This window comes from Azospirillum argentinense (assembly GCF_000632475.1).
Lineage (GTDB): Bacteria > Pseudomonadota > Alphaproteobacteria > Azospirillales > Azospirillaceae > Azospirillum > Azospirillum baldaniorum.
Map to the genome: position 1 here is coordinate 2,419,491 of NZ_CP007793.1, position 19,562 is coordinate 2,439,052.

12 protein-coding genes and 2 pseudogenes are annotated in these 19,562 nt (G+C 64.5%); 4 read left to right on the forward strand and 10 right to left on the reverse strand.

Going from position 1 to position 19,562, the window contains the following annotated elements; all coding sequences use genetic code 11:
• Position 1 precedes the first annotated feature (1 nt).
• The 9 genes and pseudogenes from ABAZ39_RS11390 to ABAZ39_RS35550 form a co-directional block, all read right to left on the reverse strand.
• Complete coding sequence (locus ABAZ39_RS11390; protein WP_144243516.1) at positions 2-529, reverse strand: hypothetical protein; 528 nt, start codon at positions 527-529, stop codon at positions 2-4.
• A 99-nt stretch (positions 530-628) separates the two neighbouring features.
• Complete coding sequence (adhP, locus tag ABAZ39_RS11395) at positions 629-1,726, reverse strand: alcohol dehydrogenase AdhP (RefSeq protein WP_425599001.1); 1,098 nt, start codon at positions 1,724-1,726, stop codon at positions 629-631.
• Positions 1,727-1,784: 58 nt separating this feature from the next.
• On the reverse strand, positions 1,785-3,008 hold the full coding sequence (locus ABAZ39_RS11400; RefSeq protein ID WP_038531326.1) for a porin: 1,224 nt from the start codon (positions 3,006-3,008) through the stop codon (positions 1,785-1,787).
• Between the two features lie 104 nt (positions 3,009-3,112).
• Positions 3,113-4,606 carry a Na+/H+ antiporter NhaC family protein gene (locus ABAZ39_RS11405; protein WP_051657963.1) on the reverse strand — a complete coding sequence of 498 codons (1,494 nt, stop codon included), beginning with the start codon at positions 4,604-4,606 and terminating at the stop codon, positions 3,113-3,115.
• A gap of 43 nt (positions 4,607-4,649) precedes the next feature.
• The gene (gene arcC, locus ABAZ39_RS11410; protein WP_038529466.1) at positions 4,650-5,603 is read right to left on the reverse strand and encodes a carbamate kinase; all 954 of its coding nucleotides are present in this window, start codon (positions 5,601-5,603) and stop codon (positions 4,650-4,652) included.
• A 4-nt stretch (positions 5,604-5,607) separates the two neighbouring features.
• Positions 5,608-6,612 carry an ornithine carbamoyltransferase gene (locus ABAZ39_RS11415; protein ID WP_038529468.1) on the reverse strand — a complete coding sequence of 335 codons (1,005 nt, stop codon included), beginning with the start codon at positions 6,610-6,612 and terminating at the stop codon, positions 5,608-5,610.
• 47 nt (positions 6,613-6,659) lie between these two features.
• Positions 6,660-7,889, reverse strand: a complete 1,230-nt coding sequence (locus ABAZ39_RS11420) for an arginine deiminase (protein WP_038529470.1) — start codon at positions 7,887-7,889, stop codon at positions 6,660-6,662.
• A 71-nt stretch (positions 7,890-7,960) separates the two neighbouring features.
• Positions 7,961-9,450, reverse strand: a pseudogene (arcD, locus tag ABAZ39_RS11425) (arginine-ornithine antiporter).
• 266 nt (positions 9,451-9,716) lie between these two features.
• Positions 9,717-10,190, reverse strand: a complete 474-nt coding sequence (locus ABAZ39_RS35550; protein WP_144243517.1) for a hypothetical protein — start codon at positions 10,188-10,190, stop codon at positions 9,717-9,719.
• Between the two features lie 208 nt (positions 10,191-10,398).
• Here ABAZ39_RS35550 and ABAZ39_RS11430 point away from each other — a divergent pair, with 208 nt between their 5' ends.
• From ABAZ39_RS11430 to glgX, 4 genes are all read left to right on the forward strand, one after another.
• Positions 10,399-11,193 carry a cyclic nucleotide-binding domain-containing protein gene (locus tag ABAZ39_RS11430; protein ID WP_038529472.1) on the forward strand — a complete coding sequence of 265 codons (795 nt, stop codon included), beginning with the start codon at positions 10,399-10,401 and terminating at the stop codon, positions 11,191-11,193.
• 226 nt (positions 11,194-11,419) lie between these two features.
• Positions 11,420-13,855, forward strand: a complete 2,436-nt coding sequence (locus ABAZ39_RS11435; RefSeq protein WP_038529474.1) for a phosphoketolase family protein — start codon at positions 11,420-11,422, stop codon at positions 13,853-13,855.
• A 69-nt stretch (positions 13,856-13,924) separates the two neighbouring features.
• Positions 13,925-16,450, forward strand: coding sequence for a glycogen/starch/alpha-glucan phosphorylase (locus ABAZ39_RS11440; protein WP_051657964.1), 2,526 nt, complete (start codon positions 13,925-13,927; stop codon positions 16,448-16,450).
• Positions 16,420-18,579 (forward strand): glycogen debranching protein GlgX, encoded by a 2,160-nt coding sequence (glgX, locus tag ABAZ39_RS11445; RefSeq protein WP_038529476.1) that lies wholly within the window; start codon positions 16,420-16,422, stop codon positions 18,577-18,579. Before ABAZ39_RS11440 ends, glgX begins: the two co-directional genes overlap by 31 nt.
• Before the next feature lie 116 nt (positions 18,580-18,695).
• On the opposite strand, the pseudogene ABAZ39_RS11450 reads toward glgX, so the two are convergent.
• Positions 18,696-19,070: pseudogene (locus tag ABAZ39_RS11450) on the reverse strand (transposase); the annotation flags it as partial.
• Positions 19,071-19,562: the final 492 nt, after the last annotated feature.

The following is a 19,562-nucleotide window of genomic DNA, read 5'->3' on the forward strand; positions in this document are numbered from 1 at the left end:
GCTAACGCCGACCACCCGACCTACCGCCACCCAGCCTGCCGCCACCAAAGCTGCCGCGATCAAACGAGCCGGTCCGGGCTCCTGCACCACTGCGATCCAGGCCACCGCCGGATCCTGCCGGGAAACGCGATGGCCCGGCCGCGGCAGGCGTCACGGAACGGAGCGTCCCATCGCGGACGCGGGTCTGCATGCTGGAAACCACCTGTTGTCGCCTTTCCGCATCCAAGCCGCTCCATGCTTGTTGCACGCGCGCGCGCTCGTCGGCGCTGAGAGCGTTCCACCGGTCACGAATCTGCTCCTTCTCCTCGGGTGAGAGCGTGTCCCATTTCTGCTTGAGCGCGGCCTTCTGTTCGTCGGTCAGGCCGGCGAGGAAGTCCACGTCACCCTCATCGTAGTAGTAGACCCAATCGTCATCATAGAACGGGTAGCCCCAAGGATCGTTCACATAAGCAACGCTTCCCGATCCGGAACAGCCGGCCAGGACGAAGACCCCCAGTGCTCCCGCCAGAAACCCGCGTCGCGACCACATGCCGATCGTTCCCTTGTTTGCAGGTTGGAACAACGTAAGTCTTGGTCGAAATCACGGGCGTGCTGCTGATCACATGGATTGGCTGTCACTTGGTTTTTGTTACATCCGCATGACCACCCGCCCGTCGATCTCGTTGTTGCGCATCCGGCTGAACACATCGTTGATGTTGTCCAAGTGCTCGACCGAATAGTGAACCTTCACCTTGCCGTCGCCGGCGAACTGGAGGCATTCGGCGAGGTCCAACCGGGTGCCGACGATCGATCCGCGGATCGTCTTCCGCATCAGAACCGTGCTGAAAATGTCCAGTTCGAACGATCCGGGCGGCAGGCCGACGAGGGCCATGGTGCCGCGCTTGGCGAGCATGCCGAGAGCTTGGTTGAAGGCATGCCGGGACACGGCGGTGACGAGCACGCCCTGGGCGCCACCGCACAAAGCCTTGACCTCGGCGACCGGATCGGTCGTCTTCGCGTTGATCGCGGCGTCCGCGCCCATGGCACGGGCGAGCGCCAGCTTTTCGTCGGAGATGTCGACGGCGATCACGTCGAGCCCCATGGCCTTCGCGTATTGCACGGCAATGTGGCCGAGTCCGCCGATCCCGGAGATCACAACCGTATCGCCGGGCTTGGTGTCGGTTTCCTTCAGGCCCTTATAGACGGTTACGCCGGCGCAGAGGATCGGGGCGGCCATTTCCCAGTCAAGACTGTCCGGCAGGTGGCCAACATAGTTGGGATCCGCGAGCGTGTACTCCGCAAAGCCGCCGTTGACGGAATAGCCGGTGTTCTGCTGCAAATCGCACAAGGTTTCCCACCCGGCGAGACACTGCCGGCAGTGCCCGCAGGCCGTGTGCAGCCAGGGAACGCCGACCCGGTCGCCCTCCTTCACCGCGGTCACCCCAGCGCCCACCGCGGCAACGGTGCCGACGCCTTCATGGCCTGGAATGAAGGGCGGGTTCGGCTTCACCGGCCAGTCGCCGTCGGCCGCGTGCAGGTCGGTGTGGCAGACACCCGAGGCTTCGATCTTGACCAGAATCTGGCCCGGACCGACCTCCGGCACCGGAACCTCTTCGATCGACAGCGGCATTTTGAATTGGCGGACCACCGCCGCTTTCATCATTTTTGCCATGGTTCTCTTCCTTGCCGTGGCTTCCGTATGGATGTTGACCGTATCCCGCATGGCGGCGACGCCGTTGCCGGGCATTCCGGTGCTTTTCGGTTCAACGTTCCACGCCGGATCAGCTTTTCCATTCCCCTGAAGATCAAAACGCCAGGACCGTGCGAAGCACGATGACGTGCGCCTTGTCATCCGGCGAGCCCGTGGCCGCGGTCTCGGGGCGATCGCTGTTGGAGAGCACATAGTCGTACTGGGCGTTCACGGTCAGGCCCGAAGCGACCGTGTAACCGGCGCCAACTTCGTAGGCCGTCACCCGCCGGCTGCCCGGGTCGAGCATGGAACCGGGGTCAACGCCGTACTTGTAGTTCGCACCCACCACGATGGCTCCGGCGGTGTACTGCACACCCGCGGTCCAATTGTACATGTCGTCCGCGAAGAAGCCGGGACGCTTGTTCTGGCCCGATTTGCCGAAGCTGGTGTAACTGCCACCGACGGCGAAGCCGGCATAACCGAGTTGGGCGCCAACCTGCCAAGCGTTCAGGTCACGGAAGGAATCCGCGGCCACCGTGCTGTCCGAGGACGTGCCCCAGAAATAGCCGGCACTGGCCTTGACGTCGAAGCCGAAGACGTTGCCGTCATAGTTCGCTCCGACCTCGACCAGATTGGCGAAGGAGTTGGTGACGCCCTGATTGGCGATCGCCGAAGACGCCTTCAACCGGTTGACGTCCTGATTGAAGGAGTCGTTGCGCGGGGTGTAGCTGGCACCGAACTGCACGCCGGCAAAGCGTGGGGAGAAGTAGACGATCTTCGTTGCGTTGGCGTCCGGTGTCAGCGACGGCCACAGGATGCTGGCGGCGTTGACGGCTTCGGCGACCCCACCGAGGACGTCGGAGCCCTGATACCGGCCATTCGCCGGGTTGACGGACTGCCCGGCCGTCGTCGGGCCAACCCAGTTCGTCACCTGATCGAGATCGATGATGCTGGTCGGCAGATAGTCGCCCGGCGTCGAGATGAAGGTTTCGTCGTTGAAGGAGTTGGACACGCCGAGGCGCACCTCGCCAAGCCTGCCCTGTGCGAAGATGAAGGCACGGTCGGCGTTGACGCCGGTGTCGGAACCGGAGGCGCGGATGCGGATGCGCCCACCATACTCCAGGCCGTTGTCCGCTTTGGCGACCGGCGTGATGTGCACGCGGAAGCGGTTGCGGAACTCGGTCGAACGCATACCGGAGTCAAGGTCCTGATTGACGAAGCCGGCTTCGAAGAAGGCATCGCCACCGATTTTTATCTCGTACTTGGCCTGGGCATTGGCGTCCCCGGCACCCATTGCCAGAGCAGCGGCAGCGCAGCCCGCCAGAAAACAGCGGTTCATGATCGTCCCCTCCATCCTGGCAGTGATCACTCCACACGTTGAGCCAAAAGACGGAACTGCTCCCATCCGCGCCGGGCAGCGGTCGACGCCATGTGCAGGGTTCGTCAGCCTTGCAGCGGCGGTGCGTTGCCCGGAGGCGTGTCGATGGTCGTTCTCCACACCCGCAGACCGGAGACAGCGAAGAGAATCGTCACCAAGGGGTTGAGAATGTTGAAGAAGCAATACATGGCGAAGCCGGTCGCCGACACGCCGAGCGCTGCCGCCATATAGGCCCCGCAACTGTTCCAGGGGATCAGCGGTGAGGTCACCGTCGCCGAATCGCCGACCACGCGCGACAGCAGAACGGGAGCAAGGCCCCTCTTCGCGAATTCCGCCTTGAACAACCGGCCCGGCAGGGCGATCGAAATATACTGGTCCGAGGTGACGATGTTGGCGCCGATGCAGGTGGCGACCACGGTCGCCACGAGCCCGCCGACGGACCTCATCCGATGGATCACCGGGTCGATCAGGCGATTGAGGAGCCCGGCGTGCTCCACCGTCGCGCCGAACGACAGCGCGGTGATGATCAGCCACACCGTGTTCATCATGCTGGACATGCCGCCCCGCGTCAGGATGACGTCGAGGGACTCGTTGCCGCTGTGCGCGACGTAACCGTTGGCGAGCGCCATCCACACCCCCTTCAGCATGGCGACAGCCGCCGGCATTTCCGGTGCGGCGGCGAAGGCGACGACGCGCGCCGGCTCCAGGACGACCGCCAGAAGCCCGCCCGCCAGAGCGCCGAAGAAGATCGTGATGAAGGGCGGAAACCGGGCGATCGACAGGCCAAGGACCAGCAGCAACGGCGTGAAGGCCCAGAGCGACACCGTGAAGTGGCTTTCGATGCCGGACATCATGGCGGTCGCGTCGAAATCGCCGGGCGCCCCCAGCATCCCGAACAGAAGGATGGCGACGAGCAGGGCCGGAACCGAGGTAAACAGCGATTCCCGGATGTGCTCGTAAATCCCGGACCCCGTCACCGCGGTCGCCAGATTGGCGGTGTCGGACAGCGGGGAGGCCTTGTCGCCGAAATAGGCGCCGGAGATCACCGCGCCGGCCGTGATTTCCGGCGACAGGTTCATGCTGGCCGCCACCCCCATCAGGCCGATGCCGATGGTGCCCGCCACGGTCCAGGAGCTTCCGATGCTGAAGCCGACCAGGGCGCAGATGATTGCGGTCGTCGCGTAGAAATAGTGGGGACTGAGGATCTGGAGGCCGTAATAGACCATCGCCACGATGGTGCCGCTGAGCGCCCAGGTGCCGATCAGCGCGCCCACCGCCAGCAGGATCATGATGGCCGCGAGCCCGGTGGCGATGCCGTCGACCACGGCTTGGCGCACCCCGTCCCAGGGCATCCCGTTCTTGTAGGCGATCCCCGCCGCGATGATCCCGGAAAACAGCAGCGCCACCTGGTTCGGCCCAGCGGAGGCGTCCTTGCCGAACAGGAGGTAGGACAACGCTAGCAGGGCGATGAGGGCGATCATCGGAAGCAAGGCGTCGAGCAGCGTGGGCCGGCGCGCCTCCCGCTTTTCCTCAGCCGGCATCGAAACGTGGTTCGCCATGGCCGCAGCCCCCTTTTCCGGATCGCCGCCCCAATCAGGCCGCCTACCCGTGCCAACTCGTCGTCGTGAAGGCGTTGTCGATCAGCGTGCCCTTCTCGCCGCGCACGATTGCCGGAATGTCGGCGAGCGCCCCGATCGCCGCGGTTCGCCCCGTCGCCGTCGCGAACCGGCAGGCGGCGTCCACCTTCGGCCCCATGGACCCGGCCGGGAAGCTGTACCTGCCCATCGCGTCGGGGCTCGCGCGGTGGATGGCCCGCGCGTCCGGCGTTCCCCAGCCGAGGAACACGGCCTCGGCGTCGGTCGCCATGATGAGGAGGTCGGCACCCAGCTCGCGCGCCAGCAGCTCCGAGCAGAGGTCCTTGTCGATCACCGCCTCAACGCCGACCAGCGTACGTTCCTTACCCGGCTGGTGCATGGCCGGCTGGTACATGGTGGGTATCCCGCCGCCGCCGGCGCAGATCACGATGGTTCCCTGATCCAGCAGCCAGCGGATCGGCCGGATCTCGAAGATGCGCTTGGGGGCCGGCGACGGCACGACCCGCCGCCAGGACGCGCCGTCCGGCTTGAACACCCACCCCTTCTCGGCCGCGATGCGCTCGGCCTCGGCGGCTCCGTAGACCGGCCCGACGAACTTGGTCGGATCGCCGAAGGCCGGGTCGTCGCCGTCGACCTCCACCATGGTCAGCAGCGTGGCGAAGGGCACCTCGAACGGCAGCAGGTTGCCCAGCTCCTGCTCGATCATGTAGCCGATCATGCCCTCGGTCTCGGCCCCCAGGACGTCCAGCGGATAGGCCTCGTCCGGCCGGTAGGCGGCGCCCTGGAGCGCCAGAAGCCCGACCTGCGGCCCGTTCCCGTGGCTGATCACGAGCTGATGCTCCCGGGCGACCGGGGCCATGGCCTCAGCGGCGATGCGGATGTTGCGGCGCTGCACGTCGGCGGTCATCGGCTCGCCGCGTTTCAACAGAGCGTTGCCCCCCAAAGCGACGACGACGCGCATGGCATCATTCCCCCAGAGTGGCGACGAGAAGCGCCTTGATCGTGTGCATGCGGTTCTCCGCCTGTTCGAAGGCGATGTTCGCTTCCGATTCGAAGACCTCGTTGGTCACCTCGAGCCCGTTGGGCATCCCGTAATCCTCGGCGATCTGCCGGCCGAGCGTCGTCTCGCTGTCGTGGAAGGCCGGCAGGCAGTGCATGAACTTGACCTGCGGGTTGCCGCTTGCCGCCATCAGCTCCGGGTTGACCTGATAGGGCTTCAGCAGCGCGATCCGCTCCCGCCACACGTCCTTGGGCTCGCCCATCGAAACCCAGACGTCGGTGTGGATGAAATCGACCCCGGCCACCGCTTCGGCGGTGTCGCTGGTGATGGTCAGCCGTGCGCCCGAGGCAGCCGCGAGCTTGTGGGCGATGGCGGTGTACTCCTCCGACGGCCACAGGCTCTGCGGCCCGCAGATGCGTACGTCCATGCCCATCAGGCAGCCGACGATCATCAGGGAATGGCCCATGTTGGACCGGGTGTCGCCGACATAGGCGTACGTGATGTCGGTGATCGGCTTGTCGCTGTGCTCGCGCATCGTCATGACGTCGGCGAGCATCTGGGTCGGGTGGTATTCGTCGGTGAGGCCGTTGTAGACCGGCACACCCGCGTACTTCGCCAGCTGCTCCACGCCGCCCTGTGCGGCGCCGCGGTACTCGATGGCGTCGTACATCCGGCCGAGGACGCGCGCGGTGTCCTTGAAGGACTCCTTGTGGCCGATCTGCGAGCCGGCGGGATCGAGGTAGGTGACGTTGGCGCCCTGGTCGTGGCAGGCGACCTCGAAGGCGCAACGGGTCCGCGTCGACGTCTTTTCGAAGATCAGGCAGATCTCCTTGCCGCGCAGGTGCTGCTGCTCGGTCCTGGCGTACTTCGCACGCTTGAGGTCGCGCGCGAGGTCGAGCACATAGCGGAACTCCCGCGGCGTGTAATCCTGGACGGTGAGCAGCGACCGGTTGCGCAGATTGAAGCTCATCTTTTCCTCCTGGGGTTCCCTCCGGGTTCGTTGTCCGCGGCTGGTCGTCAGTGGGCGGGTTCCCGCCAGATCGGGCAGGTCATGCAGTGGCCGCCGCCCCGTCCGCGGCCGAGTTCGGCCCCGCGGACGGTGATGACCTCGACGCCGGCCTTGCGCAGCAGCGTGTTGGTGTAGGTGTTGCGGTCGTAGGCCACGACCACGCCGGGTTCGAGGGCGACGACGTTGTTGCCGTCGTCCCATTGCTCGCGCTCCGCCTCGTAGGCGTTTCCGCCGGTGCCGACGACGCGGAGCCTGGAGTAGCCCAGCGCGTCGGCTACGACCTCCAGCAGCGGCCTCGCCTCGGGCCGCACCTCGAAGCGCCCCTCGTCGTCCAGGGGATAGGCGCTGTAGCAGCGGATCTGGTCGACGACCTCGCGGAAAACCGTCACCAGATCGCGGTCGCAGAACGAAAACACCGTGTCCAGATGCATGGCCGCGCGGCTTTTCGGCATCAGGCAGGCGATGACCCGGGACGCCGCGTTGTTGCGGAACAGCGCGCGGGTCACCTGGCCGACCGCCTGGCGGTTGGTGCGCTCCCCCATGCCGATGAGGACGATGCCCTTGCCGATCGGCATCACGTCGCCGCCCTCCAGGGAGGCACCGGTGAAGTCCTCGTCGGAATCGCCCCACCAGATCGTGAAGCCGCCGTCCCGGAAGCGGGGGTGGAACTTGTAGACCGCCCGCTGCAGCAGCGTCTCCGGCTTGCGGGCGGGCCAGAACATCGGGTTGCAGGTCACGCCGTTGTAGATCCAGCAGGACGGGTCCCGCTGGAACAGCGTGTTGGGGATCGGCGGCAGCACGAAATCGGTGCCGCCGAACGCCTCGTTCAACAGCACGCTCACGGTGTTGTCCGGCAGGTCCGATATGGCGATGCCGCCGATGAGATGGATGGCGAGTTCCCTGGACGGCATCTCGTCCAGCCAGGGGCGCATGACCTCCACGGCGGCGACCCCGACGGTGTTGGCGGTGACGCGGCGGTCGAGCACGAACCTGCGCGCCTGAGGATCGTCGAGCGTTTGCGCCAGCAGGTCGTGCAGGTCCAGCACCTCGACCCCGCGCTCCTCCATCTTCAGCACGAGGTCGTGGTGGTCCTTCTGCGCCTCGTGCACCCAGATGACGTCATCGAACAGAAGGTCGTGGCAGTTGCCGGGGGTGAGGCGCTGGTGCGCCAGAGACGGCCGGCAAACCAGGACGGTCCGCAGCTTGCCGACTTCCGAATGCACGCCGACTTCAGACATGACGCAACTCCCTGCTTCGATGGCCCGCTATTCCGTGCGGGCCTTGTTGTCGTATGACGGCGCGGCGGCCATCACAGCGGGCTGATCCTGCCGGTCCACATGAGCCAAGCGGCGAGCACGGCGAGGACGGCGATGGCCGCCGCGATGGCCATCTCCACGCTGGTAAAAGTGCGCTCCCCGTGCTCGCGTCGGGCCCGGACATAGACGAGGATTCCCGGGGCGAAGAGGACCGCGCACATCAGCAGGTACTGAAGGCCGGCCGCGTAGACGAGCCAGAGGCCGTAGGCCGTCGCCAAGGCACCGACCAGGATGCCCTTCGTCCGCGATTCGGCACCGTAGCCCTCGCCGGTCAGGGCCAGTTTCAACGCGTAGGCACCGGACAGGACGTAGGGGGGAAGGATCGCGACCGAGGCGATGAAGTAGAAGAACTGGTACGCGCTGCGCGAAAAGAAGCTGAGCGCGAGGAAGAGCTGGATCAGGAGATTGGTTGCCCACAGCGCGTTCACGGGCGACCCGTTGGCGTTCTCCGCGGCGAACCATTTCGGGAAAGTCCCGTCGCGGCCGCAGGTGTAGGGGATCTCCGCGCACAGCAGCGTCCAGGAGAGGAAGGCGCCGCCGACCGAGATCACCAAGCCGATGTTGATCAGGGCGGCGCCCCACGGGCCGACGAGGGACTCGAACACGCCCGCCATGGACGGCACCTTGAGGTCGGCGAGTTCGGGTTGCCGCAGGACGCCAGTCGCCAGCAGCGAGACCAGCACGTAGATTCCCAGCGCACCGGCGAAGCCGATCACGGTCGCCCGCCCGACGTCGGAGCGGCGGGCCGCGCGGGCGGAATAGACGCTGGCGCCTTCGATGCCGATGAACACCCACAGAGTCACCAGCATGGTGCTCTTCACCTGCTCCATGACCGAGCCGAGGCCTCCCGTGCCGGAACCGGCGCCGGTTCCCCAGAAATCCACCGTGAAGCGATCCCAATGGAAGCCGACGATGGCCACCAGGACGAACAGGAACAGCGGCACCAGTTTGGCGATCGAGGTGACGACGTTCACGAAGGCCGCCTGTTTGATGCCGCTGAGCACGAGCGCGTGGATCAGCCACAGGCACAGCGACGCGCCGACGATGGAGGGCAGGTTGTTGCCGTCGCCGAAGATGGGGAAGAAGTGGGACAGGGCCGAGAAGATGGCCACCGCGTAGGCCACGTTTCCAAGAAAGGCGCTCAGCCAATAGCCCCAGGCGCTGTTGAAGCCGACGAACGGTCCGAAGCCGGCCTTGGCATAGGATAGGGGCCTGCGTTCAGGTTCGGTTTGCGCACGGCCAGGTTTTGGTACACGAAGGCGAGCATCATCATGCCGACGCCGGTGATCATCCAGCCGATCAGGATGGCTCCGGGCGACGCACCCTTGGACATGTCCGACGGAAGATTGAAAACGCCGCCGCCGATCATCGAGCCGACAACGAGCGCAACGAGTGGGAGCAAGGTCAGCTTGTCCGACTTCTGGGTCTGCGCCACGCCAGCGTTTTTCACCGACACGAGATCGTTCACGTCAGCCGTCGTCATCGCCGTCTCTCCGCTATCCTCGTCTCCCTGCCGTCAGGATTCCCTCCAATGAGGCGGGGCATCTTCCGCTCCAGCGTCCACTGGTCACATTCGTTGAATGTCGTTGAAGGAATGGCGACCAGGAACGGAAGTCCCAAGCTTGACCGCTCGGCGAGACGTTACATAAGTTCGATACGGTTTCCGCATCGTCTTTGCATTGCCTGCGGCGTTTTATAGGATCCTGGCGATACGGAAAGGGCTGTTGCCGCCCCAGAAATTGTCTGGCGTTACAGTATCTCGGACAATGACTTTGATTGAATTAGAGGAAAAGCTTTCTCCTGAATGAGTTTATTTCGCAGTTGCGAATTTGCATCTGCGAAATGGCTTGGGTGCTTGGCTTCGCTTAAGGCTGCGTAATTTTCTTCTTTGGCCGTCAAACTGCGATGAATCAGCCTCACCGGCAGAAAGCCGCCCCATAGGACTGCAGCGTTTCGGTGGTGACCTGGGGGCTCGACATCGTACGTCTTGAGCAGCTTGCGTGTCGGCGCACGTGGCCCGCTTGTCGCACCGGCGCCGGGCGTACACTTGAAGCGCCTGAGCGTGCTGGCGGATGGACGGCCAAAGTGCAGCCACCATTCCGCGATGGCCTCGTCGCCGACCACGATGCCGGTCGTCGCCCGGATCAGTGCGACCTCGGTAGGCTCAAGTCGGAGCAATGGGACACCCAACTGCTCGCCGGAAACGGCGGAGTGCGAGATCATGACTATGTTGAGCCGATGAAAAGATTGATGGCCGCACACTCACAACCATCTTGCCGTACGATGGAACGATGCACCAAAAGAAAGGAGAAGCGGGGCTCCGTCGTGTGCGTCCATTTTCTCGGTGGGTTTCACTTCTGCTTTCATCGTACAGAATCTCCGTCTGTCGTGCCATTGCGACGCACGGCCAAACAGCGGAGAACTTCCGGATATGGCCAAATCCATTCAGTTCAAAGCGGGCGATTTCCTGTTCCGGCGGGGGGACGCGAGCAACTGCGTTTTTTGGATCAGGCATGGGGAAATCGAAGTCCTGCGCGAGAATGGAGACAACGCCATCCTGATCGGGCATGTGCGGGGCGGCGAGTGGCTGGGCGAGATGGGCGTCATTGAAGGCCGCAGCCGGAGTGCCACCGCCCGGGCCGTCAGCGATGGCACCGCGGAAGTTCTCACCCCGCAGGAGTTCCTGGACCGGGTGAGCCGGGACGCATCCCTGGCGCGTGGGTTGATCCAGCGTCTCAGCATCCGCCTGCGGACGATCGAGGACAAGATTGCCGGCGACCTGCTGCTCTCGACGCGCGAGGCGGAACTGGTGGAGAACGGCGCGCCGTCGTCGGAGGCACTTCCCAACGACAACGAACGCATTCTATTGACCGCCGGGTCGGACTCCCTGCGCAGCCGGATCGGTCCAAGCCCAATTCAGGTTGGGCAACTGCCCTTCGTGGTCGGTCGGCTCCCGATCAACGGCGAGGCATCGCCCCCACGGTCACCCGATCTGTCCATCGACGACCAGCCGCCGTTTCGCCTGTCGCGCGATCACTTCATGATCAGCCGCAGCCAGGGCCGGCTGCTCGTGTCCGATCTTGGCAGCACGCTTGGGACGGTCGTCAACGGGCAGCCGATCGGGCATGATTTCATGAGGGACACCGCCCTTCTGAACCACGGTGAGAACCGCGTCGTTGCGGGCGGCTGGGGATCGGCCTTCGAGTTCATCGTTTCCATCGGCTGAAGGGGCGCTGCCGAACAAAAGCGCTTTTTCGCATCCCGCGAAGCGGATGCCGGACCCAGGTCATACACCGATGAGACCAAGACGGAATGGGCGGGCACTGGCACTCTGACCGCTGCCACGCTTGGTGGAATGATGGATGCCGCACACCGACCCGATCCAACGCCGAGAGGTCGGGCGTGGCATCGCAGAGGACCGCGTCACATCACCAGGGCTGCGGGAGGCGGGCATGGCCGAAGCGCTGTCAGTCAAGGAAAAGGCTCTCATCGACGCATACTGGCGGGCAGCCAACTACTTGTCCGTTGGGCAGATTTATCTTTATGACAATCCATTGCTCAAAGTTCCCCTTACCCTCGAACACATAAAGCCGAGGTTGCTGGGGCATTGGGGAACCACGCCCGGTTTGAATTTCATCTATGTCCATCTGAACCGGATGATCCGGCAATTGGATCTGAACATGATCTGTATTGCCGGTCCCGGGCATGGCGGACCGGCCATGGTCGCGAATGCCTATCTTGAGGGAACATACAGCGAAGTCTACCCGAACATTTCGCCGGATGAGGAGGGCATCAAGCGCCTCTTCACCCAATTCTCGTTTCCCGGCGGGATTCCCAGCCACGTGGCGCCGGAGACGCCCGGTTCGATTCATGAAGGCGGCGAACTCGGATACGCCGTGTCCCACGCGTACGGAGCCGCCTTCGACAACCCCGACCTGATCGTCGCCTGCATCGTCGGCGACGGGGAGGCCGAAACCGGGCCGCTGGCAACGAGCTGGCATTCCAACAAGTTCCTCAACCCGCTCAGCGACGGCGCCGTTCTGCCGATCCTGCACCTCAACGGCTACAAGATCGCCAACCCCACCATTCTCTCCCGGATCAGCCACGAGGAGCTGGAGCAGCTGTTCCGCGGGTATGGATACATCCCCTATTTCGTGGAAGGCCACGAACCGGACGACATGCATGAACGCATGGCCTCCACTCTGGACACGGCCATCGCCGACATCCGGCGGATCAAGGACGACGCGCGCCGAAACGGGGTCACGCAGCGTCCCCGCTGGCCCCTGATCGTGCTCCGCACACCGAAGGGATGGACCTGCCCGAAGGAGATCGACGGCAAGCGGGCCGAGGATTTCTGGCGTTCGCATCAGGTCCCGATGGGGGAAATGCATGAGAACCCGGACCATGTGCGCGTTCTCGAAGAGTGGATGAAAAGCTACCGTCCCGAGGAGCTTTTCGACGAGGGAGGCCGCCTCCGCCCCGACCTCGCCGACCTGGCACCCCGCGGCGTTCGCCGTATGAGCGCCAACCCGCACGCCAACGGCGGCACACTCCTGCGCGATCTGCGTCTTCCGGATTTCCGCGACTACGCCGTCCCGGTGGAGGCTCCCGGCGTGGCCGTCGCAGAAGCCACCCGCGTGATGGGGCAGTTTCTCCGCGATGTGATGAGGCTGAACCTCGATGCGCGGAACTTCCGGCTCTTCAGTCCCGATGAGAACAACTCCAACCGCTGGCAGGACGTGTTCCAGGTCACGGACCGGACATGGGTTGCCGACACCGTCCCGTGGGACGACCATCTCGCCCCGGACGGCCGGGTCATGGAGATGCTCAGCGAACACCAATGCCAGGGGTGGCTCGAAGGCTATCTGCTGACGGGCCGACATGGATTCTTCTCCTGCTACGAAGCTTTCATCCACATCGTCGATTCGATGTTCAACCAGCACGCCAAGTGGCTGAAGGTCTGCCGGACCATTCCCTGGCGGCGTCCCGTCGCCTCGCTGAACTACCTGCTGTCCAGCCATGTCTGGCGCCAGGACCACAACGGCTTCAGCCACCAGGACCCCGGCTTCATCGACCATGTGGTGAACAAGAAGGCCGACGTCGTCCGGGTCTATCTGCCACCCGATGCCAATTGCCTGCTGTCGGTCACGGACCATTGCCTGCGCAGCCGGAACTGCGTCAACGTCGTCGTCGCCGGGAAGCAACCGGCCCCGCAGTGGTTGACGATGGATGAAGCCATCAGGCATTGCACGGCCGGCCTGGGGATCTGGGAATGGGCCAGCAACGACCGCGGCGGCGAACCCGATGTGGTGATGGCCTGCTGCGGCGACGTGCCGACGCTGGAGACCCTGGCGGCGGTCGATCTCCTGCGCCATTACGCCCCGGACCTGAAGGTCCGCGTCATCAACGTCGTCGACCTCATGACCTTGCAGCCCCCGGGGGAGCATCCGCACGGGCTTCCGGATCGCGACTTCGATGCGCTGTTCACCACCGACAAACCGATCATCTTCGCCTTCCACGGCTATCCCTGGCTCATTCACCGGCTGACGTACCGGCGGGCGGGCCACGGGAACCTGCATGTGCGTGGCTACAAGGAGGAAGGCACCACCAGCACGCCCTTCGACATGTGCGTGCTGAACGATCTCGACCGGTTCCACCTCGTGGGCGACGTGATCGACCGGGTTCCGGCGCTCGGCGCGAGGGCCGCCTACGTCAAGCAGGCCATGCGCGACAAGCTCATCGCGCACAAGGAACACATCCGGCGGTATGGCGACGACATGCCCGAAATCGCGGGATGGATATGGGACCAGACGGGCGCGGGCCAGCCGGGAGCAAGCCGGACAGGAGCGGTCGGAAAAGCCGCCTCGACCGAGGCCGACAATGTTTGAACCATAAGGCGATGGTCGGGCCATCCGTCGGACGGCGCGGCGGCCGCGACCGGGTGAGGAGGAAACGCCATGAGCAGCGACATGACCATGGCCGACGCAACGGCGTCGAACGTCTCTGGATCGACGGACCTGCTCCAGCAATATGGATGCGGCCCGATCCACTTCACCGGAACGCGCGACGCGCTCTACGAGCGGCACCTGATGTTCGACCATGTGGTCGACCCCACATCGGTCGGTCCCCGCGAACGCTACGAGGCGGTCGCCCGCTCCGTGCGCGACGTGCTGTCACAGCGGTGGCTTCGCACCGAGCAGACCTACGAACGCGAGAACCCGAAACGCGTCTATTACCTTTCCCTGGAGTTCCTCATCGGGCGCTCCCTGGCCAACAACGTCATGAACCTCCTTCTCGATCCGGTCGTGGCGCGGGTCGCCGACGAGAAGGGGATCGACTGGCTTGCCCTGCTCGACGAGGAGCCCGACGCCGGGCTGGGGAACGGGGGGCTCGGCCGGTTGGCGGCCTGCTTCATCGACTCCATGGCCACGATGCAGATCCCGGCCATGGGATATGGGCTCCGCTACGAATACGGCATTTTCCGGCAGAGCCTGCGGGATGGCTGGCAGCAGGAACAGCCCGACAACTGGCTGCGCCGGCCCGATCCCTGGGAGGTCGCTCGGCCGCAGGAGTCTGTGGAGATCACGCTCGGCTGCTCGTTCGAGGTGCGCAACGGGACATTCGCCGCCGTGCCCGGCCGGCCGTCCAGCCTGCTCGGTATTCCGTATGACCGCCCCGTCATCGGATACGGCGGCCGAACGATCAACACATTGCGGCTCTGGGCGGCGGCGGCACCGCACGCGTTGGACTTTCAGGCGTTCAGCGCCGGCGACTTCGTCAGCGCGCTCGCCGAACGGCTCTCGGCGGAGTCCCTCACACGGGTCCTGTACCCCGACGATTCGACGAGCATGGGTCAGGGCCTGCGCTTCGTGCAGGAGTATTTTCTGGTCGCCTGTTCCCTGGCGGATCTCGTGCGGCGCTTCCGCCGGACCAATGCGGTCGGCAGCCCGACCGATTGGCGGGTGCTTCCCGACAAGGTCGCCGTCCAGCTCAACGACACCCACCCGAGCCTGACGGTGTCCGAACTGATGCGGATCCTGCTCGACGACGCGGGGCTCGGCTGGGAGGAGGCGTGGGATCTCACGCGGCGGACACTCGCCTACACGAATCACACCCTGCTGCCCGAGGCGCTCGAAAAATGGCCGCTGCCCTGGTTCGAGCTTCTGCTGCCGCGCCACCTGGAGATCATCCTGGAGATCAACCGCCGGCTTCTCGACGAAGTGCGGACCCGCTTTCCCGGCGATGAGGGCCGTATCGAGCGCGTGAGCTTGGTCGAGGAGGGCGATCCGCGGAAGATCCGGATGGCCAACCTCGCCATCGTCGGATCGCACAGCACCAACGGGGTCGCTGCGATCCATTCCGATCTGCTGCGCACCGTGACGGTCAAGGATCTGGCCGAACTGTATCCCGAGCGCTTCAGCAACAAGACCAACGGGGTGACGCCCCGGCGTTGGCTTCGGCTGGCCAACCCCGCCCTCTCCCGCTGCATCACCGACGCCATTGGAGACGGCTGGATCACCGACCTGTCCCAATTGGCCAAGCTGACGCCGCTTGCCGACGACGGGGCTTTCCAGGACGCCGTGCGGGAGTCCAAGCGCGCCATGAAGCACCGCTTCGTGGCGTGGCTTGCATCGACCAACGGCATCGCCGTCGATCCCGACACGATCTTCGACTGCCAGATCAAACGCATCCACGAATACAAGCGGCAGCTTCTGAACGGGCTGCGGATCGTCGTGCTCTACAACCGGATGCGGCAGAACCCCGGCCTCGACATGGCGCCGCGGACCTTCTTCTTCGCGGGAAAGGCGGCACCCGCCTACCGTCTCGCCAAGGTGATCATCAAATTCCTCAACAACCTCGCCGCCACCATCGATGACGACCCGGCGGTGCGGGGCCGTCTCAGGGTGGTGTTCCTGCCCGAGTACGGCGTGTCCCTGGCCGAGAAGCTGATTCCGGCCTCCGACGTGTCCAACCAGATCTCGACGGCGGGCTATGAGGCGAGCGGCACCAGCAACATGAAGTTCATGATGAACGGTGCATTGACGATCGGCACGCGCGATGGCGCGACGATCGAGATGGGGCAAGCCGCCGGCGAGGAAAACTTCTTCCTGTTCGGGTTGACGGCGGATCAGGTGGCCAGCAGCGCCGGCTGGTACAGCCCATTCTGGCATCACCACAACGAACCGGAAACCCGCGCCGCGCTGGATCTGGTCTTTTCCGACCATTTCAACCGCAACGAACCGGGCATCTTCGAACCTCTGCGCGACGCGCTGCTGACAGGCGGGGACCGATTCATGCATCTCGCCGATCTCACGGCTTATCTGGAGGCGGACCGGCGGTTGCTGGCGTCCTACGCGGCCCCGCAGGACTGGACGCGCAAGGTCATCATGAACATCGCCAACTCTGGCCGGTTCTCCAGCGATCGCACCATCGCCGAATACGCCGCCGAGATATGGGATGCGAAGCCGTGCGCGGTGCCGTGAGGGCCGGATCGGCGGTCCAGGTTGACGAGGATGCGGGGCGGTCTGGCACACCCAGTCCTCCCGATCGGGGAGCCGCGGCGCCGCTGGGAGCGATCCCCACCGGCCAGGGGACGAACTTCAGCGTGTTCTCGAAGCACGCGACCGGAATCGAGCTGCTGCTTTTCGACCGCGCCGAGGATGCGGGGCCTGCGCGCGTGATCCGCCTCGATCCCTCCACCCATCGCACCTATCATTACTGGCACGTGTTTCTTCCCGGCGTGACGGCCGGCCAAATCTATGGGTATCGCGCCGAGGGGCCATGGGACCCCGCCAACGGCCTGCGCTTCGATCGGGACAAGCTTCTCCTTGATCCCTATGGCCGCGCGGTGGTCGTTCCGGACCGCTACAGCCGCGACGACATCCGCAAACCCGGTGACGATTGCGGCGCCGCCATGAAAAGCGTGGTTGTGGATCCGGGGTCCTACGATTGGGAAGGCGACGCACCGTTGCGGCGGTCGTCCGCGCAGACCATCGTGTATGAGATGCATGTGCGCGGATTCACACGCCATCCCAGTTCCGGCGTCGGCGGGAAGACCCGCGGCACGTTTGCCGGGCTGATCGAGAAGATTCCGTACCTGCAGAAATTGGGCGTCACCGCGGTGGAACTGCTGCCGGTGTTCCAATTCGATGCGCAGGATTGCCCGCCGGGAAAGGTCAACTACTGGGGATACGCGCCGGTCTCGTTCTTTGCGCCGCATGCGGCGTACAGTTCGCGTTCCGATCCGCTCGGTCCGCTGGACGAGTTCCGCGACATGGTCAAGGCGCTGCACCGCGGCGGCATCGAGGTCATCCTCGACGTCGTTTTCAACCACACGGCGGAAGGCGACCACAACGGGCCGACCCTGTGTTTCCGAGGGTTGGACAATCCCACCTACTATCTTCTCGAAGACGACCGATCCCGCTACGCCAACTACACGGGCACCGGGAACACCTTGAACGCCAATCACCCTGTCGTCCGGCGCATGATCGTGGACAGCCTTCGATACTGGGTCGAGACGATGCATGTGGACGGCTTCCGCTTCGATCTGGCTTCGGTTCTGTCCCGCGACACATCGGGACATCCGATCCCGAACGCGCCGATCCTGTGGGACATCGAAACGGAACCGGCGCTTGCCGGTACGAAACTGATCGCCGAGGCTTGGGATGCGGCGGGCCTTTATCAGGTCGGCAGTTTCGTCGGCGACAGCTGGAAGGAATGGAACGGACGGTTCCGTGACGACGTGCGTGCGTTTTTCCGCGGTGAACCGGGATCGGTGACCCAGATCGCGGACCGCATCCTGGGCAGCCCGGAGATCTATGGGCATGAGGAGCGGGAGGCTGAACAAAGCGTCAACTTCGTGACCTGCCATGACGGCTTTACGCTCAACGACGTGGTGTCCTACGACCGCAAGCACAACGAGGCGAACGGCGAGGACAACCGCGATGGCGCGGACGACAACCGCAGTTGGAACTGCGGCGTCGAAGGCCCGACCAACGATCCGGCAATCGAGCGGCTGAGAAACCGCCAGGTGAAGAACCTCCTGACCGTGACGATGCTATCGCTCGGCATCCCGATGATCACGATGGGCGACGAGGCGCGGCGCACCCAGTCCGGCAACAACAACGCCTACTGCCAGGACAACGAGACCAGTTGGTTTGATTGGACGCTGGTCGAGACGCACGCGGACGTGCACCGGTTCGTGACTGTGCTCAACACACGCCGAAGTCTGCGGGACAGGATGTACGAGCGGGTGCCTTTGCGGCAGCTGCTCCGGAAGGCGAAGATTACTTGGCACGGCGTGACTCCCGAGCAACCGGATTGGAGCCGCGATTCCCACAGCATCGCCGTCGAAGCGAAGGTGGAGCAGGGCCGGCTTCGCATTTACCTGATCCTGAACGCCTACTGGAAACCGCTTCGCTTTGACCTTCCGCCAGCAAATGACGGCCGTGTTGGCCCATGGCGCCGATGGATCGACACCTCGCTCGACCCCCCATGTGATATCGTCGAGTGGAGCTTGGCGCCGACGCTGAGTGAGTTGTCCTATCTGGTGGAAGCGCGGTCCGTCGTCGTGCTGATCCATGACGCCGGCGAACCGACCCAACTGTCGTGACCCGTGCCAAGCGTTGGTGTCTGGTTTTGGCGGAGGGAGACCGATGGTGTTGAAAAAGTCGGTTGTCGGCAGGGCGCCCCTGTGGCGCCGGCGAAGGGTCAGCGGGCAAAGGCCCCTCATGCCGGCCTGGGTTCCGGCATCGGGGTGAATTTGGCAAGCTTGCGGAGGTTCTGGGCGGCGGCCGCGAGGTGGAATTGATCGCGCGCCCCGTTCGCCCCCTTCAATCGCAGCCGGTTCATTCTCAGGATGCGTTTGAGGGGGGCGAACAGCATCTCAACCTTCTTCCGCTCGCGCCGCGAGGTGGCGTAGGCATCCGTGGCGGCGATGGCGCGCGCCAGATCGCGAGCCCCTTCATGGATGGAGCGCGGCACCTTGCGCGCGGAAGTGTTCGGACAGCAGCGCGGTTTGAGCGGACAGGGCGCACAGTCCAGCGTGCTGGCGCGGTAGCGGATCATGCCGTCCGTGTCGGCGAGCGGACGCGGCGTCCGATAGGTTGAACTTCCCCGAACCGGCAGACAGCGCCATGGCAGGCGAGTAACCTTTCGCGCCCGAAAGGGAAGTCGATCACGGACCGGCAGAGAAAATCGGGTACGAACCGGCCAAGCAGCGCGGCTTGTGCCCCTTCGCAGGGTCGATGTCTGGGGAAGTAAAACGCTAACCGCCCGGAAGTACGGCGGTATCTTGTTCCTGCTGACGCCACAGCAAAGTCAGCAGGAAAAACTGGCGGAGTACGAAGTCCGAGGCGAAGTTCGCTGTCGCTGGCAATGCCCATGACAGGCAGGTTCGGCCGGACTCCGAGGCCGCTTTGCTGCTCAGCAGGGAAAATACAGGGAATTCGGCTGACGCACTGGCATTGACTGGCGTCGAGCAGCCTACCCAACGCTGGTTTTCTCGGTATTCCCGGAGCGATCGCCGATTCGGTATTTGGTCGGGAACAGGGAATTTCAGTTGCCTGTAACGGCTGGACTTCGGGCCAATGGCAC

Coding starts and splice junctions, on each gene's coding strand:
- ABAZ39_RS11390 (WP_144243516.1), bottom strand. CDS start 529: ATGTGGTCGCGACGCGGGTTTCTGGCGGGAGCACTGGGGGTCTTCGTC.
- adhP (WP_425599001.1), bottom strand. CDS start 1,726: ATGCCCGGCAACGGCGTCGCCGCCATGCGGGATACGGTCAACATCCAT.
- ABAZ39_RS11400 (WP_038531326.1), bottom strand. CDS start 3,008: ATGAACCGCTGTTTTCTGGCGGGCTGCGCTGCCGCTGCTCTGGCAATG.
- ABAZ39_RS11405 (WP_051657963.1), bottom strand. CDS start 4,606: ATGGCGAACCACGTTTCGATGCCGGCTGAGGAAAAGCGGGAGGCGCGC.
- arcC (WP_038529466.1), bottom strand. CDS start 5,603: ATGCGCGTCGTCGTCGCTTTGGGGGGCAACGCTCTGTTGAAACGCGGC.
- ABAZ39_RS11415 (WP_038529468.1), bottom strand. CDS start 6,612: ATGAGCTTCAATCTGCGCAACCGGTCGCTGCTCACCGTCCAGGATTAC.
- ABAZ39_RS11420 (WP_038529470.1), bottom strand. CDS start 7,889: ATGTCTGAAGTCGGCGTGCATTCGGAAGTCGGCAAGCTGCGGACCGTC.
- ABAZ39_RS35550 (WP_144243517.1), bottom strand. CDS start 10,190: ATGATCTCGCACTCCGCCGTTTCCGGCGAGCAGTTGGGTGTCCCATTG.
- ABAZ39_RS11430 (WP_038529472.1), top strand. CDS start 10,399: ATGGCCAAATCCATTCAGTTCAAAGCGGGCGATTTCCTGTTCCGGCGG.
- ABAZ39_RS11435 (WP_038529474.1), top strand. CDS start 11,420: ATGGCCGAAGCGCTGTCAGTCAAGGAAAAGGCTCTCATCGACGCATAC.
- ABAZ39_RS11440 (WP_051657964.1), top strand. CDS start 13,925: ATGAGCAGCGACATGACCATGGCCGACGCAACGGCGTCGAACGTCTCT.
- glgX (WP_038529476.1), top strand. CDS start 16,420: ATGGGATGCGAAGCCGTGCGCGGTGCCGTGAGGGCCGGATCGGCGGTC.